Source organism: Patescibacteria group bacterium, from assembly GCA_028716045.1.
Taxonomy (GTDB): domain Bacteria; phylum Patescibacteriota; class Patescibacteriia; order JAQUQO01; family JAQUQO01; genus JAQUQO01.
The window spans coordinates 248,912-264,557 of sequence record JAQUQO010000001.1 but is presented as its reverse complement, the minus strand read 5'-3'; the positions used below and the strand labels follow the sequence as shown (position 1 = coordinate 264,557).

The window sequence follows — 15,646 nt, the reverse complement described above, 5'->3', positions numbered from 1 at the left end:
TAATTATCCGCATTTGGAATAACCGCAGACGCGGCACATCATACATCCTTCCCCCAGCTCCAAGATATTGCCGCAATCCGGACATTGCGGAGCCACGCCAAAATCGGCGATAGCCACGCGAGTTTTGGTTTTCACTTCCGTCTGCGCCACAATTCCATGGCCAGAACCATGAAGAGTGACGGGAGTTATCGGTTCGGATTCTATTATCACGGTTTCCTTTGTTTCCTTAACCAAAGTTGCCTGATTTAACGGTTCAGACGGCGACTCGCTGGCCATCTCCTTTTTCTCTTCCGTTGTTTTAATGTTCTCTCTTATTGATTCTTTCACTTCTTCAATTTTGTCCTCCACGCTGTAATCCGCCATTGGGGTTTTTTCTTTACTCTCCTGGCTAAACTTCAAATCAAGTTTTTGCTGGGATTTGGAAACATGTTCTTCTAAAACTTGCGAGATGGCGTCGGGGATGGAAAGAATCATTTTGCCGTTAGACCAACTAGGCATCGGTCCGCGGATACCCTTTAATTGTTCAATTACTATTTTAACGTCAATCTGCGAACGCAAGGCCAAAGAAATTAACCGGCAAATGGATTCTGATTTGGCGGAAAAAAATCCGCCGGTTTTGCCGATGTTGGCAAATACTTCAAATGGTTTGCCTTCTTCATCGTTATTAACGGTTACAAACAAAGTCCCATAACCGGTCTTGATTTTATAAGTAAATCCCTGCACACATTCGGGTCGCGGACGCGGAGCCGGAGAAAACCCCGGCACGCTGACATTGGAAATACTGATTCCCCTTTCTTCTTTTGGCTCGCCTTTTTTGCCGGTCGTCAAAACCTGACTGCGACTGCCATCGCGGTAAATCGTAATTCCCTTGCAGCCCTTTTCATACGCCAAAAGATAAACCCGCGCGATATCCTCGGTAGCGGCGTTGGCCGGAAAATTAATGGTTTTAGAAACCGCGTTATCCGTATATTTTTGAAAAGCCGCCTGAATGCGCAAATCCCATTCCGGAGAAATATCGTGAGCGCAAACAAAAACTTTTTTAATGTCTTCCGGGACCTCTTTCAAATTCTTTACACCGCCTTCTTCCATAATTCTCTCCATCAAGCTTTCCGAGTAGAACCCCCGTTTTTTGGCAACCTCTTCAAAAAGCGAATGAACTTCAAATTGGTCCACTCCGCCCATGGAATTCTGCCGTTTGAAAGCTAAGGCAAAAACCGGCTCAATGCCCGAGGAACAACTGGCCACAATACTCGTATAACCGGTCGGAGCGATAGTCGTGACCGTGGCGTTGCGCATCGCCAGATATCCCTTTTTGTTTTTCCAGGAACTAATATCAAAATTCGGGAAAGAACCCTTCTTACTCCCCAATTCTTCGGAATAACCATGCGCTTCTTTATTGATAAAAGACATTATTTCTTCCGCTTTGGCTACCGCTTCATCGGAATTATAAGGAATCCCCAATTTTATAAGCATATCGGCAAAGCCCATCACTCCCAAGCCGATTTTTCTATTGGCCCGGGTGGCTTCTTCTATTTTTTTCAAAGGGAAAACATTAATATCAATAGTGTTGTCCAGAAAATGAACGGCATAGCGCACGGTTTCGCGCAGTTTTTCCCAATCAATCAGTCCCTCGTCGGTAATATGATTGGATAAAATAATTGAACCCAAATTACAGGTTTCATACGGCAGAAGCGGTTGCTCTCCGCAAGGATTAGTAGTATCAAGTTTCCCCAATGTAGGCGTGGGATTATCCTCTTCTATTCTGTCAAGCAGAATCAAACCCGGGTCGCCACTCCTCCAGGCGTGCTCCACGATACTGTCAAAAATTTTCTTAGCTCTCACCGTTTTAACCGTCCGGCCGTCAGCCGGATTGGTAAGATTAAAATCCTTGTCTTCCTTAACCGCCTCCATAAACTCCTTGGTAATCCCTACGGAGATATTCATATGTTCCAGCTCCCCCTGCTCGTCTTTAACTTTTATAAATTCCTCAATATCCGGATGATTAACATTTAAAATAGCCATGCTCCCCTGCTGACGCCCGCCTTTGGTCTGAATGGTCCCCTGCGTGAGATTAACCGCTTTCATAAAAGTGACCGGACCGGCGGCCACCGGTCCCGCCTCTCCCACTTGCGAACCTTTGGCTCGTAAACGCGAATAATTAAAACCCGTCCCGCCGGTGGATTTATGAATAATGACATTTTCCTTGATAGCATCAGTAATACTTTCTATGGAATCGTAAATCGGCAAAACAAAACAGGCGGAAAGCGTATAGCGTCCGTGGCCGCTGTTACGCAGGGCTTGACCGGACAAAAACCGTAATTGCGACTGAATTTCGTAAAACTTTTCTTCCAAATTAAAAATTTCTTCCGGCGTGGCGCCATAAGTCTTTTCCGCGCTCGCCACCCACTTGGACACCCGCCGAAAAAGTTCTTCGGGGGTTTCAATCACCTGCCCGTCCTTATTTTTTATCAAAGCTCTTTTTTCTAAAACAGTCAGGGCGTTGGGAGTCAGGGGGATTTTAGTAGGCACATGAATTTCTTCCACGGCTTTTTTGCTGACCGGCTCAAGCTCTATGCAGTCATCATTGGTCGGCACCGGCTCTGGCTTAGCTTCTTCAACCTCCGCTTTTTCTTTTAGATTTAAAACCTGAAACTCTTTACTGCCATCGCGATAAATAGTCACGCCCTTACAGCCAAGTTCATAAGCTAAAATGTAGGCGCGGCGAACATCGTCAACGCTGGCATAACGCGGGAAATTAATGGTTTTGGAAACAGCCGCGTCGGTATATTTTTGCGCCGCCGCCTGAATTTTAATATGCCAGTCAAAGGTAACATCGTGGGCCGTGGTAAAAATTTTCTTGACATCCGCGGGGATTTCCGGAATGTCTTTAAGCGTTCCTTCTTCGGCAATTTTTTCCAATAATTTATCAGAGTAAAATCCCCGTTCTTTGGCGACGCGCTCAAAAACCGGGTCAATAATATTCACTACCCGCCCGCCGCCGTCACTATTGTCTTCATAAAACATGCGACGCACGGTGGCCAAAGAAAATACCGGCTCAATCCCCGAGGAAGTGCTGGCCACCAAACTGATTGTTCCGTTGGGAGCGATGCTGGTTAAATGGCTGTTGCGGATTTTAATTCCCATCTTTTCCCATTTGCTGCCCCGCCAAGCCGGAAAAACTCCGCGCGTTTCCGCCATTTTGATGGATTCGTCTTTGGCGATTTCATAAATAAACTTCATTATCTTTTCAATCAGCGCCACGGATTCTTCGGAGTTATAAGGAATGCCGAGCTTAAAAAGCAACTGGGCAAAACCCATGGCTCCCAAACCGATTTTTCTGGTTTTGGAAACATTTTCCCTGATGACCGGAAGCGGAAATTTATTCAAATCAATCATATTGTCCATAAAATGAACCGCCCGCCTGATAGTGCGTTCCATTTTTATCCAGTCAACGTCCCCGTTGGCAGAATGATTGGGAAGCACCACCGAACCGAGATTACAGGATTCGTAAGGCAGGAGCGGCTGTTCACCGCAGGGATTGGTCGCTTCAATTTTTCCGAGATGCGGATTGTTATTCCCTTCTTCCATTCTATCCAAAAAAATAATCCCGGGGTCGGCGCATTCCCAAGCCCGCTTGGTTATTTTGTTGAAAATATCCCGCGCCCGCAAATTTTTCACCGTTTTGCCGGTCCGCGGATTAATCAGTTCATATTCTTCGTCGTTGCGCACCCGCTCCATAAAACCATTGGTGACGCCCACGGAGATATTGAAATTTTTAATAGTAGAGCCATTGTCTTTAAGCTCAATAAATTCTTCAATGTCCGGATGAGTGACATTCAGAATGCCCATATTGGCTCCGTGCCTCTTGCTGCCCTGAAGCACGCGGCTTAAAGCCGTATCATAAGTGCGTAAATAATGAACCGGACCGGCGGCAATGCCCGGCACGCCTTTGACCGTATCCCCCTTGGGTCGGATGCGGGAAAAATTAAAACCCGTTCCGCCGTTATTCTGCTGGACTAAAGCGGCCGCTTTCAAACTGTCAAAAATAGCTTCCATGCTGTCTTCCACCGGAATCACGAAACAAGAAGACATTTGCCCGGTATGATTATTTCCGGCTTCAAAAAGAACCCTGCCTCCCGGAAGGAATTCTAAATTGACCAAAATCTCGTAAAACTGCTCAATTGACCTCTCGGAATTTTCTCCGGCGTAATTTTTATCGGCGCTGGCGATAAAAGCAGCCACCCGATAAAACATTTCTTCCGGAGTTTCTATCGGCTCGCCATTTTCATCCTGCCTTAAATAGCGTTTTTTTATCACTTCCAAAGCACTCGGAGAAAATTCGGGCTTTTTTGAAAGCAGCTCTTCTTTGGTCATAAAAATATATAAATAAAATTATAATTTAGGCCTTTTTCAAATTCAAAACTTGCGCTTCACGGCTGCCGTCGCGATAAATAGTCGCACCTTTACAGCCAAGCTCATAAGCCAATCTAAAAATGTTCTCCACTTCCTGCCGCTCGGCTTTATTGGGCAAGTTCACCGTCTTAGAAACCGCGTTATCCGTATATTTCTGAAAAGTCGCCTGAACGCGGATATGCTGTTCAGGAGGAATATCGTGCGCGGTGACGAAAACTTTTTTAATTTCCTCGGGAATGCCCTCGATATCCTGGATACTCCCCTTGACGGCTATTTCCTCCATCAGCTCTTTGGAATAAAACCAATTGTCTTTGGCAACTTTTTCAAAAACCGGATTAATCTCCAAAAATTCCTGGTCCTTATCTAAAATATTTTTTCTGATATACACCAAAGAAAATAACGGCTCAATGCCCGACGAACAATTGGCGAAAATACTGGTGGTGCCGTTGGGCGCGATAGTCGTCACCGTGGCGTTGCGCATCATTTTATAGCCCTCTTTTTCCCAAATACTTCCCTTAAAATTAGGGAAAGAACCCCGGCCCTTGGCTAAATCGGCCGACGCCTGATGCCCGACTTCATTGATAAAACGCATCACCTTTTCGGAAACCTGCAGGGCCTCCTCGGAATTGTAGGAAATACCGAGTTCAATCAAGAGGTCCGCAAAACCCATTACTCCCAGCCCGATTTTGCGGTTGTTTTTAACCATTTCCGTAATCTGCGGCAAAGGATAATTATTAACATCAATAGTATTATCCAAAAAATGGACCGCCGCCCGGACAACGCCGGCCAAACGCTCCCAATCCACTTCTTTCTTGCCATCTTTACCGCTAGTGACGAATCTGGATAATATAATAGACCCCAAATTACAGGCCTCATAAGCAAGCAGGGGCTGTTCGCCGCATTGATTGGTCGCGTCAATTCTTGCTACGTGAGGCGTGGGGTTATGGCGATTGATTTCATCAATGAAAACTATCCCCGGCTCGGCCGAAGCCCAGGCGCTGTCCACCAGCTGGTCAAAAACCTGCCGGGCTTTCAGGGTTTTGACGACTTTACCGTTATGAGGAGCTATTAAATCATAGGTGTCGTTATTTTTGACGGCCTCCATGAATTTATCGGTCACGGCCACGGAAAGATTAAAATTAGGAAGCTCGGAGTTATCCCTTTTGGTAGTGATAAACTCTTCAATATCCGGATGGTCCACTCTCAAAATACCCATATTGCCCGGCCGGCGGGTGGCGGCGTTATAAACAATGGTAGCGCAGGAATATTCAAAAAGTTTCATAAACCCGACTGGTCCGCAGGAACGCCCGCCGGTGCTTTTGACCACATCATCGCGCGGGCGAAGTTTGGAAAAGTCATAACCGATGCCCGCGCCGGTTTTATGCAAAAAAGCGGCGTTTTTCAGGGTGGTATAAATGGATTCCATGGAGTCCTCTATGGGCAAAACATAACAAGCCGACAATTGTTGGAGTTTTCGCCCCGCATTTCTCAAGGCCATGCCTGATAAAAACTCTAAATTAACCATCATTTTGAAAAATTCCTCTTCGGTTTTGGCCACTTCTTCGTCCGTGGCGCCGTAAAACTTATCCGCCATGGCGATATTATTGGCCACCCGCCTGAACATATCCAGCGGGGTCTCAATCACATTGCCGTTTTCGTCTTTCCTTAAATAACGCTTCTCCAAAACCGTCCAGGCGCTCGGGGTGAATTCCAAAACCCTTTCTTCTCCGCCCAAGTTAAATTTTAGGGTGTCACGATTGGTGACATTGATATTTGGCATACACTATATGTAGGAGTGAGTTTAATTATTATACCACAAGATATTGTGTCTCCCCAGATTCGGGTCAAGCCCCGAACTGTGGATAAAAAGAGTCGCAAAATACCTTTCTCGCTCGCAAAAGACATTCACTTATTTTACCCCAAGAAAAATATTTTAGCAACAAAAAGCACCTGTCAATATCCTCTCTAACTAAAACAAAAAACGACCCTTACTTTAGAGTCGTTTGTTTAGTGCGCTGCTAAACTTCAGTTTATCGCTGCTTCCGCTTTTCCGCCTCCTCTTTTAATTTTCGGAATTTGGGACTCGGAGGAAGGGGCTCTCCTTCTTCGCTTTCAAACACTTTGCGGCCATAATCTAACTCTTCCGGCGAAGGTGGTTGGGAAAGATTGTAGTCCAAATGAACCTTGCCTTTTTCCTTTGTATCCGTTGCCATTTTATCTATTCTCCTTTCTCATTTTCTGGTTAAAAGAACTATAAACTCAATAACTTATTTATATTATATGGAATTTGGGGAGGGAGGGTAAGGGTTAAGGTAAATCTATACTGCCCCCTGTCAAACTAATATAATAGTCAAAGAAATAAGTATCCCCCAAAATTAATACTTAATTTAAACAAGGTTCGTAGCACCACAATGCGGGCAATCAACGGTTTTATTAACAAGACCTATTTGGGTTGTTAAAAACCAATCTATATATTGAAATGGCTTACCACAACTGGAACAAGTACGGACGCGATCGAAAATACCCTGCTCTCTCGCTTGCGGAATTGCATAAGAACCAAGGGATGCCTTACTTTTATTTAATTCGTCAATAATTTTTTCAATTCCTTTTCTTTCTTTTTTATCTTTTAGCGAGTCTAAATTTTTTAACTTCTTCTGATATTCTTGTATTAAATCATTGGTAGATTCCTCATATTTTTTCGCTTTTTTTTCTCTCTCTTTAGAGAGCTGATCTTCTCGTTCATTTCTATCTTCTATCTCTTTTTTTTGACTTCGAATAATATCGTCTAATTTTCTTTTACCTTCTCTGCTATTCCAATATATAACAACGGCGGCTACTATCGTTCCTACTGTAAATAAAGCAGTTAATGAAGCAATTATAAGAATATAAGGGTCAAACCAATAACTCATTTGTTGATTAGTTTTTTCAACAATTGCCGCATAATTATTTAACATTATCTCATATTGATTAGGCGCTGCTTGTATTGTAGTAATTGTATTTTCCATATATTTTACCTCTTCACTTTTATCACTCCGGAATTGGTGTCGCAGGCGCCGACTTCAATGCGATTGCTGTCGGTAGCGCGATAGATGTAGTAGCCGGTTTGGGCGGCGGAACCATTCTCGGGGTCCATCGGCATCTCCGCCAGATATTTATCAACTAAAAATCCGCTTAAATCCAGACAGGCCTCGGGCACTGTTTGAGCGACGCAACTGGCTCCGCTTGAACAAGCGCCAAGCATTTTATAACTGCCATCGGCAATTAAACCGGACGGGAAAGAACCATTATTGTCCACGATGTATTCCTGAATCGCTTCTGAAATATCGCGCACATCCTGGCGCCGGACCGCGTCCTGCGCCTGACCAATGCGCTTAGCCGGGTCCACGGCCACCAAAATCACCGCGAAAAGAATAACGATAATGGCGATAACTACCAAAAGTTCAATCAGGGTAAATCCCGCCAGCTTCTTCTTTAATAATTTTTTATTCATAGTTTTTTTTATTAGATGTTTCTATTATATCATATTTGAAAAACCACGCCACCAACCGTTGCCTTTATTAAACCATGGTCTTATAATTAAATTGTTTACGAGCTAAAAACTAAATTGCCAATTTTATGCGCGGACTTTTACCTCTTATTGTAATAATAACCTTGTTTCTGGGCGGCTGTGATTTCACAAAACCTTCCGAGCCGGAACAAAATCTTAATCAACCCGAGCAAAAGACGGACTCGGGGAATTTTTCCGAAGAGGAGCTTCCGCCTGCCGAAGCCCAGCCGGAAGACCAACCACCAATAGAAACCCCGCCGGCCGCTCCGGAAGAAATTATCCAAATCAAAACAACTTTAGACATCCCCGTCCCCTTCGCCCCCCAAGCGCCATTCGCCGACTGGGGGATGCCTTATCAGGAGGCCTGCGAAGAAGCCAGTATTATTATGGCGGCCAAATACTTCAAGGACGAACCGCTGGATAAAAATATAATGAATGACGAGATATTAAAATTAGTGGAATGGGAAAAAAATTATTTCGGCTTTTGGGAAGATTCCACGGCCGAGAATGTCGTGGAAATTTTGGATAAATATTATAATGTCAAAGCGCGGACCTCAAAAGAAGTATCCGCGGATAAAATCAAGGAGGAATTAAACAAGGGCAATTTAATCATCGTCCCCACTGCCGGGCGGCTTTTGGACAATCCCTATTTCTCCGGCGAAGGACCGGCTTATCATATGCTTGTCATCCGCGGCTATGACCGCAACGAGTTTATCACCAATGACCCGGGCACCAAGCGTGGCGAGGGGTTTAAATATAAATATGATAATCTTTTGAATGCCGTTCACGATTGGAACGGCACAAAAGAAAATATCTACACCGGGCAGAAAATAATGGTGGTAGTAGAAACCCCCCTCTTAAAATCCTAACCCCTCCTCCCCTCCCCTTATCTTAAGGGGAGAATTAATAAAAATAAAAAATCCACTGCTTAATAGCGGTGGATTTTGAATAAACATAGCCCTCACTTTTTCTTCTTTAAGACGGAAAGAAGATTCCAACGTGTCTTTCTCTCAAAAGCCAGAAATTCCGGGTCTTTTCCCTCTCTTGAGCGTTCCTCTACTTCTGCAGGGCCCAATCGCCGCTAACCAACCAAAAGGACGAATAGTGAAATCCACCGTCCGTCCCTTTAATTATTTCCAATCAAGTGTGGAAATTGAAAATACTTAGAACAAATAAAAAAGGTAGAGATTATACTCTACCCTAATTATTTTGGCGAAAGAACATGCTAATCTTTTTGTTTAGGTTTTAATAGTTGATCGCTTGCGGATTGCCACGCTTCAATATCTTTATCTCTAAGATATGCTTTCATAATTTCCTCTTTCTCCTCTGGTGTCAGTTTTCTCCTTTTCTTTTTTGGGGCTTCCGATGCCCTTCCTGCGCTTTCTCCCATGTTTTCTCCATCCATTGTATCCTCCTTGTTAAATGTTAAACAACAATTATATAGTTTTATACTAATATATTATTAAATTTTCTTCAAGCCCCGCTATCCTTACAAAAATTTCCGCTTTATCACAAAGAACTGCCCAAAACAAATCTTCTGTAAAATAAACTAAAGATAAAAATAACCGAGCTGGCCAAAACAATGGTCGGGCCGGAGGCGGTATTTAGATAATAAGAGGCGACAATGCCGATAAGAGCTGACAAAACGCCGACAATCACCGAAAACACCAGCATCTCTTTCAGATTAATAGCCATATTTTTCGCCGTGGCCGGGGGAATAATAAGCAAAGGGCCGATAAGAATGGCGCCGGCAATTTTTAATCCTACCGCCACCGTGAGCGCCAGAATAAACATAAAAAGATAATCGTAAAAATCAACGGCCAGTCCCTCAACTTCGGCCAAGTCCCGATGAAAAGCGATTTTGGCAAAATCTTTAAATAAAAAAGCCACTAAAGCCAGCACGGCGATTCCCAAAACGGAAATAATAATAATATCCCAGCTGGTCACCCCTAAAATATCGCCGAACAAAAATTTAAATAAATCCACCCGATAACCGCGCAGAAATCCGATGACTACCACGCCCAAAGCGACGGAAGCGGAAAAAAATACGCCGATGATGGCGTCTATGGAAAGGACGCTTTTTTTATTTAAAAAAGCAATGCCCAGAGCGACCAAAATACAAAAAACCACCGCGCCTAAAAGCGGGTCAAAATTCAGGAGCGCGCCGAGAGCGATGCCGGTCAAGCTGGAATGGGCAATGGCGTCGGAAAAAAAAGACATCTTGCGCAGAATAACGAAAACGCCAAGCACGGCAGTGATAATGCCGATAATAACGCCCGCAATCAGGGCTCTCTGAATGAAAGAATAGGCGAGAAATTCAAACATGGGTAAAAAAATTATTCGTGATGATGTTCGTAGGTCGCCACCCCGTGGCCGTAAATCTCTTCTAATTTTCTGCCGGTTAAAACTTTCTGCGGAATCCCCTGGCAAATGAGCTTCCTATTTAAGCAAACCACTTTGTCAGCATGGTCAAAAACCACATCCAAATCATGGGAAACGAAGAAGGCAGTCAATCGTTCCTCGTGGCAGACCTGGTGAATGAGATTATAGATAGTTTCTTCTCCGCCGATATCAATGCCGGCCGACGGCTCGTCAAAAAATAAAACTTGCGGACGGCCGACCAGAGCGTAAGCCACCAGCACCCTTTGCAACTCCCCTCCCGACAAACTGCCAATTTGTTTTTCCAATAATTTTTCGGCGCCGACGCGGGAAAGAAGAAATCTTACTTTCTCCGTAGTCCGCTTCTTGCCGGAACCGAAAAACACGTTTGGCAATCTTAAAAAAAATAATTCCCTGACGGTGATGGGAAAACTGCGGTCAAATTCCAGTTTCTGCGGGACATAACCAAAACTCACATCGCGGGCCCATTTTATCTCTCCGTCATATTTTATCAGACCAAGGATGGCCTTAACCAAAGTCGTCTTGCCGGAACCATTCGGACCGATGATAGCGACGATATCACCGTCATCAATAGAAAAAGAAAGTTTGTCTAAAATAACGGCGTCTCCATATCTGACAGTTAAATTTTTTGCCTCAAAAAACGGCATAATATCTTAAAAATATTTCTTTATTCCACCGTGACGCTCTTGGCCAAATTTCTCGGCCGGTCAACGTCCCGCCCCAATCCCGCGGCTATATGATAAGCCAATAATTGCAAAGGTAAAACATTAAGCAGGGGTTGTAGAAGCTCCATTGTTTCCGGAACATAAATCACTTCTTCGGCCAGCTCTGCGGCTTTGGCATCGCCTTCAGTCGCGATTAAAATCAGCGGCGCTTTTCGGGCGCGAATTTCCTCAACATTACTTCTCATTTTGTCGTAAAGCTGGTCCTTGGCCATAATCGCCACCACCGGAAAATCTTCCGACAAAAGCGCGATTGGCCCGTGTTTCATCTCCCCGCCCGGATAGGCCTCGCTATGAATATAAGTGATTTCTTTCAGCTTCAGCGACCCCTCCAGCGCCACCGGATAATTAATACCTCGCCCCAAAAAAAGAAGATTCTTAAAATTTTGATATTTCTCCGCCAGGGCCGCTATCCCCTCGTTGTTATTTTTTAAAAACCCTTCCATCTTTTGAGGGATTTCCGTCAGAGCGTTAAGCAAGCGCTGGCCAGTAGCCAAAGACACGCGATTCAGACGTCCGAATTGCAAAGCATAGAGGATTAGAACCGCCACCATGTTGGTATAGGCCTTGGTGGATGCCACGGCTAATTCCGGACCGGCGTGGATATAAGTGCCGCCATCTGTCTCACGAGCAATCGTAGAACCCACCACATTGACAATACCGCGCACATAAGCGCCCTTGCGCTTGGCCTCCCTTAAAGCGGCCAGGGTGTCGGCTGTCTCCCCGGATTGCGAAATCCCAAATACCAACGTCTCTTTGTCTATAATTGGGTCCCGATATCTGAATTCGCTCGCCACATCCGCCTCCGCGGGTAATCCGGCCAATCTTTCAAAGGCATATTTGCCGACCAGAGCGGCGTAATAAGCCGTACCGCACGCCAGAAATACCACTTTTTTTACCCGATGCATTTCTTCCTCGCTCATATTCAGACCTCCCAAATGCGCCGTACCTTCTTCTAAATTATAGCGACCGCGCAGGGCATCCTGTATCACTTTCGGCTGGTCAAAAATTTCTTTGAGCATAAAATGCGGGAAACCCTGTTTCTGCGCCTGCGCTTCATCCCAGTCTATTTGTTCCACGTGTTTTTCAATCGTCTCGGCATTAATATTATAAATCCGCATATCGCTTTTCTCGATGACCGCCAGCTCGCCATCATCCAGAAAAATAACTTTCTTAGTGTAGGCCAGCATCGGCGAGGTGTCTGAAGCAATATAATATTCCCCCTCCCCCACGCCGATCACCAAGGGGCTTCCCATTCTCGCCGCCACAATTTTATCCGGTTCGGCAACGTGCATGGCCACCAAGCCGTAAGTGCCCCGCACTTCGGCTAAAGCCCGGCGTACGGCTTTTAACAAATCGCCGTCATAAAAAACTTCTATTAGATGAGCTAAAATTTCCGTATCGGTTTCGGATTTTATTTGATGTTCGGATAAAAACTGTCTTTTGAGTTCGCGATAATTTTCAATGATGCCATTGTGGGCAATCATGATATCGTCGGCGCAGGCGCTGTGCGGATGCGCGTTGGCTTCACTCACTCCGCCGTGAGTCGCCCAGCGAGTATGAGCAATACCGACCGAACCCGCCAGATTTTCGCCCTTAATTTTCTCGGCTAGATTATCAATTTTGCCGACCGCCCGGACCCTTTTCATCTCGCCGTTAAAAAATAAAGCCACGCCGGCGGAATCATAACCGCGATATTCCAAACGCCTAAGCCCATTAATTAAAATCGGCAAGGCCTCCTTATCTCCGATGTAAGCGATTATTCCGCACATACAATTATTTTTCAGTATTATTCTCTTCGTTTTTCACTCCCAAGGCCTCTTTTAAAATTTCCGTGTTCTTTCTCATGCCTTTTTCGTAAAAATCCAAAGTAAACTCGCCGGTGACCAGAGGGTCAAGCTCAAAAACCGGCAATTTCAAATCAGCCGCCAAAGTTTCCATAAGTTTGGGAGAGTATTGCGGTTCGGTAAACAAGGCCGGTACTTTATATTTTTTTATTAAATTTATTAGATTGGCAATGTATTGCGCTCCAGGCTCTTTGCCGGGGGACTCTTCAAGCACCGCTACCTGATTCAAACCATACCGTTTGGCAAAATAATCAAAGGCCGCGTGGAAAGAGATAAAATTTTTTGTTTTTAAATCTTGAAGTCCCAATTCTAATTCTTTATCCAAATCCCGCAATTTTCTTATGTAAGCTATGGAATTTTCCAAATAAACGCTTTTGTTTCCCGGGTCGGCCTCCATCAGCCCCCCGCCGATTTTTTCCACTTCCTTAACGGCTAAAAGAGGGTCAAGCCAAACGTGCGGGTTCCCCTCCTCGCTATGAGCGTGCTCATCTTCCTCTGGTTTTTTAGCTGATTCGACCACGCCTAAAAGTTCTATCCCTTCGCTCGCGTCAATAACTTTTAAATTTCCCCTGCCGGCACTTTCTATAATTTCATCCACCCAATCGTCAAGATGAGCGCCGTTCTTTATCACCACATCGGCTTTAAAAATTTTAATTACGTCAGCGGGAGTAAAAGAATAATCGTGAGCGCAACCGGCGCCCGCCGGCAGAAGATTTTCCACCTCCGCTTTGTCACCGACTATATTCTTTGTAAAAGCATAGAGCGGTAAAACGGTCGTCACCACTCGTAATTTTTTTTCTTCTGATTTTTGTTCTTTAACGTTTGCTTTCTCAAAAATCGCCAGGAAAAAAATGCCCGAAATTACCAAGAGAACAAAAATGGCTAAAAAAATTATCTGCTTTTTGTTCATATTTAATTATTAACCGTCACGACATTGCCGCACCACACCTCCCCGCTTTCCTCTTTACTGCAAACTCGGTAATAGTAGGTTTTTCCAGCGGCTATGTCAGCATCAAGATAAGAATTAAAAGTTCTTTTCGTTGAATATTTAATATAACCATCGTTGGGATAATACAGGTCCGGATTGGTTTCCGAACGCACGACTTTATAATACATAAAACCTTCTCCGGCGCGCGGCGTCCAGGAAAGATGCACGCCGTCGCTGGCCTTGGAAACAGAAAGCTGAAGTTCACCCGTGATAGCCTTAAACCCTTCAGTCTGGGATGTTTCCTCTCCGCCGGCCGTGGCAGCTTTTATTTTCATGACATTGCCGCACTTAACTTCACCCGAACTTGTTTTAACGCAAATGCGATAATAATAATCCGTACCGCCCTTAGCCGAAGAATCAAGGTAAGCGACCGATTCCTTATCATTTAAAACCTTAATATAACCGTCATTCGGATAATATAAATTAGCGTTGGTTTCCGAACGCACGACTTTACCATAAGAAAAATCCGTACCGGCATAAGGCGTCCAGGAAAGGTGAATGCCGTCGGTCTTGGCTTCAACGCTCAAATTCAGGGCATTTTCAACCAATGTGAAAGTGTTCTTTGCCTCGTCTTTTTTCTCCGTTTCCTCTTCTTTACTCTCGTTGACAGCCGTTCTTTGAATCACGTTTCCGCATTTTATTTCCTCTCCGATCTTAGCGCAAATGCGATAATAATACTCCGCCCCCTTTTTAGCGGTGGAGTCAATAGAAGAAGAAAAACTTTTATCCGAAGAAACTTTAATATATCCGTCAGCGGGATATTTTAAATCGGGATTATTTTCCGAACGCACGATTTTATAATAAGAAAAATTATCGCCGGCATAAGGCGTCCAGGAAAGATGAATACCGTCATCTTGCGCCGTACCCCAAAGAGTAAGATATTCGCTTTTTTTATTTTCCTCCGCACTGCTCCCCGCCCCCTCATCTTCCTCATTTTCTTCTTCTTTTAACTCCTCATCTTTCTTAATATCCTTTAACACTCCTAACTCATAAGATTTTTTACTATCTTCTTCCTTGTTCCATAAATACCAATCCGTTTTTAAGTCAGCTTCCGTCAACTTGGCCACTTCGGCTAATTCTTTGGCGCTGTCCACTTTGGCCCCCTGACCGGCCTCCACGGTTTTCTCTTCTTTAACTTTCCCCTCTTTTTTGATTTCCACCTTAACCTTATTCTCTATCACATCCACTTTAAGAGCGCCTCCGTCTTTATCGCAAGCGACGTTAAACGCCGTTCCTAAGGCGACAATCGTCTGGCCGAGTGAATCAATTTTGTATACACCATTTTCGTCTACAATAACCCGATGATAAGAAGAACCGCTGATTTGAGTCAAAACAATTTCTTCCTTACTTAATTTAGTTAAGACAATCTCTGCCCCGCCGTCCAATCTCAAAACCCCGCCGCTGGCAAACTCCAAAATCGCCCGCGCGTTCTTATCTAATTTTATCGCCCAACCCTCTTTCAATAGCACGCCCGTTTCCACGGTGGTAAAATCCGCCCCCGGTTCTTCAACAAAAACCTTACCCTGCTGCCAGGACAAATTAAGCGCCAAAGGAGTAATCTTTTCACTGGTTGACGCCTGCTCTTCATTATTCTTTAAAGAAACTTTCAAATCAATGTTCTCTTTTACCTGTAAGACCACTATCCCCAAAAGAACAATAACTAAAAATCCTAATATCAAACTACTAAAAGAAGTTTTACCTTCCTGATTTTTAAACATATTTTTATAAT

12 protein-coding genes are annotated in these 15,646 nt (G+C 44.4%); 1 reads left to right on the top strand and 11 read right to left on the bottom strand.

Annotation, left to right across the window (positions count from 1 at the left end; all coding sequences use genetic code 11):
* Positions 1-3: 3 nt before the first annotated feature.
* The 5 genes from PHG22_01335 to PHG22_01315 form a co-directional block, all read right to left on the bottom strand.
* A complete protein-coding gene (locus tag PHG22_01335; protein ID MDD5490419.1) occupies positions 4-4,374 on the bottom strand; it encodes a vitamin B12-dependent ribonucleotide reductase in 4,371 nt (1,456 codons plus the stop codon).
* A gap of 25 nt (positions 4,375-4,399) precedes the next feature.
* Complete coding sequence (locus tag PHG22_01330) at positions 4,400-6,193, bottom strand: adenosylcobalamin-dependent ribonucleoside-diphosphate reductase (GenBank protein ID MDD5490418.1); 1,794 nt, start codon at positions 6,191-6,193, stop codon at positions 4,400-4,402.
* A gap of 250 nt (positions 6,194-6,443) precedes the next feature.
* Complete coding sequence (locus PHG22_01325; protein MDD5490417.1) at positions 6,444-6,626, bottom strand: hypothetical protein; 183 nt, start codon at positions 6,624-6,626, stop codon at positions 6,444-6,446.
* Positions 6,627-6,800: 174 nt separating this feature from the next.
* Positions 6,801-7,418 carry a hypothetical protein gene (locus PHG22_01320; GenBank protein ID MDD5490416.1) on the bottom strand — a complete coding sequence of 206 codons (618 nt, stop codon included), beginning with the start codon at positions 7,416-7,418 and terminating at the stop codon, positions 6,801-6,803.
* Between the two features lie 5 nt (positions 7,419-7,423).
* Positions 7,424-7,903 carry a prepilin-type N-terminal cleavage/methylation domain-containing protein gene (locus PHG22_01315; GenBank protein MDD5490415.1) on the bottom strand — a complete coding sequence of 160 codons (480 nt, stop codon included), beginning with the start codon at positions 7,901-7,903 and terminating at the stop codon, positions 7,424-7,426.
* Positions 7,904-8,028: 125 nt separating this feature from the next.
* Between PHG22_01315 and PHG22_01310 the strand changes: the two genes are divergently transcribed.
* Positions 8,029-8,829, top strand: coding sequence for a C39 family peptidase (locus tag PHG22_01310; protein MDD5490414.1), 801 nt, complete (start codon positions 8,029-8,031; stop codon positions 8,827-8,829).
* A gap of 356 nt (positions 8,830-9,185) precedes the next feature.
* Here the strand turns inward: PHG22_01310 and PHG22_01305 are convergent, their stop codons facing one another.
* The 6 genes from PHG22_01305 to PHG22_01280 all read right to left on the bottom strand — a co-directional run bounded on the left by PHG22_01305 (position 9,186) and on the right by PHG22_01280 (position 15,635).
* Positions 9,186-9,365, bottom strand: a complete 180-nt coding sequence (locus PHG22_01305; GenBank protein ID MDD5490413.1) for a hypothetical protein — start codon at positions 9,363-9,365, stop codon at positions 9,186-9,188.
* A gap of 104 nt (positions 9,366-9,469) precedes the next feature.
* The gene (locus PHG22_01300) at positions 9,470-10,285 is read right to left on the bottom strand and encodes a metal ABC transporter permease (GenBank protein ID MDD5490412.1); all 816 of its coding nucleotides are present in this window, start codon (positions 10,283-10,285) and stop codon (positions 9,470-9,472) included.
* A gap of 11 nt (positions 10,286-10,296) precedes the next feature.
* The gene (locus PHG22_01295) at positions 10,297-11,007 is read right to left on the bottom strand and encodes a metal ABC transporter ATP-binding protein (GenBank protein MDD5490411.1); all 711 of its coding nucleotides are present in this window, start codon (positions 11,005-11,007) and stop codon (positions 10,297-10,299) included.
* 20 nt (positions 11,008-11,027) lie between these two features.
* Positions 11,028-12,854: a glutamine--fructose-6-phosphate transaminase (isomerizing) gene (gene glmS, locus PHG22_01290; GenBank protein MDD5490410.1), complete on the bottom strand. Its 1,827-nt coding sequence runs from the start codon at positions 12,852-12,854 to the stop codon at positions 11,028-11,030.
* A gap of 4 nt (positions 12,855-12,858) precedes the next feature.
* Positions 12,859-13,839 (bottom strand): metal ABC transporter substrate-binding protein, encoded by a 981-nt coding sequence (locus PHG22_01285; GenBank protein ID MDD5490409.1) that lies wholly within the window; start codon positions 13,837-13,839, stop codon positions 12,859-12,861.
* Positions 13,840-13,841: 2 nt separating this feature from the next.
* Positions 13,842-15,635, bottom strand: a complete 1,794-nt coding sequence (locus PHG22_01280; protein ID MDD5490408.1) for a FecR domain-containing protein — start codon at positions 15,633-15,635, stop codon at positions 13,842-13,844.
* Positions 15,636-15,646 lie beyond the last annotated feature (11 nt).

Excerpts from the sequence above, each read along its gene's own strand:
- PHG22_01335 (MDD5490419.1), bottom strand. The coding sequence starts at position 4,374 with ATGACCAAAGAAGAGCTGCTTTCAAAAAAGCCCGAATTTTCTCCGAGT.
- PHG22_01330 (MDD5490418.1), bottom strand. The coding sequence starts at position 6,193 with ATGCCAAATATCAATGTCACCAATCGTGACACCCTAAAATTTAACTTG.
- PHG22_01325 (MDD5490417.1), bottom strand. The coding sequence starts at position 6,626 with ATGGCAACGGATACAAAGGAAAAAGGCAAGGTTCATTTGGACTACAAT.
- PHG22_01320 (MDD5490416.1), bottom strand. The coding sequence starts at position 7,418 with ATGGAAAATACAATTACTACAATACAAGCAGCGCCTAATCAATATGAG.
- PHG22_01315 (MDD5490415.1), bottom strand. The coding sequence starts at position 7,903 with ATGAATAAAAAATTATTAAAGAAGAAGCTGGCGGGATTTACCCTGATT.
- PHG22_01310 (MDD5490414.1), top strand. The coding sequence starts at position 8,029 with ATGCGCGGACTTTTACCTCTTATTGTAATAATAACCTTGTTTCTGGGC.
- PHG22_01305 (MDD5490413.1), bottom strand. The coding sequence starts at position 9,365 with ATGGATGGAGAAAACATGGGAGAAAGCGCAGGAAGGGCATCGGAAGCC.
- PHG22_01300 (MDD5490412.1), bottom strand. The coding sequence starts at position 10,285 with ATGTTTGAATTTCTCGCCTATTCTTTCATTCAGAGAGCCCTGATTGCG.
- PHG22_01295 (MDD5490411.1), bottom strand. The coding sequence starts at position 11,007 with ATGCCGTTTTTTGAGGCAAAAAATTTAACTGTCAGATATGGAGACGCC.
- glmS (MDD5490410.1), bottom strand. The coding sequence starts at position 12,854 with ATGTGCGGAATAATCGCTTACATCGGAGATAAGGAGGCCTTGCCGATT.
- PHG22_01285 (MDD5490409.1), bottom strand. The coding sequence starts at position 13,839 with ATGAACAAAAAGCAGATAATTTTTTTAGCCATTTTTGTTCTCTTGGTA.
- PHG22_01280 (MDD5490408.1), bottom strand. The coding sequence starts at position 15,635 with ATGTTTAAAAATCAGGAAGGTAAAACTTCTTTTAGTAGTTTGATATTA.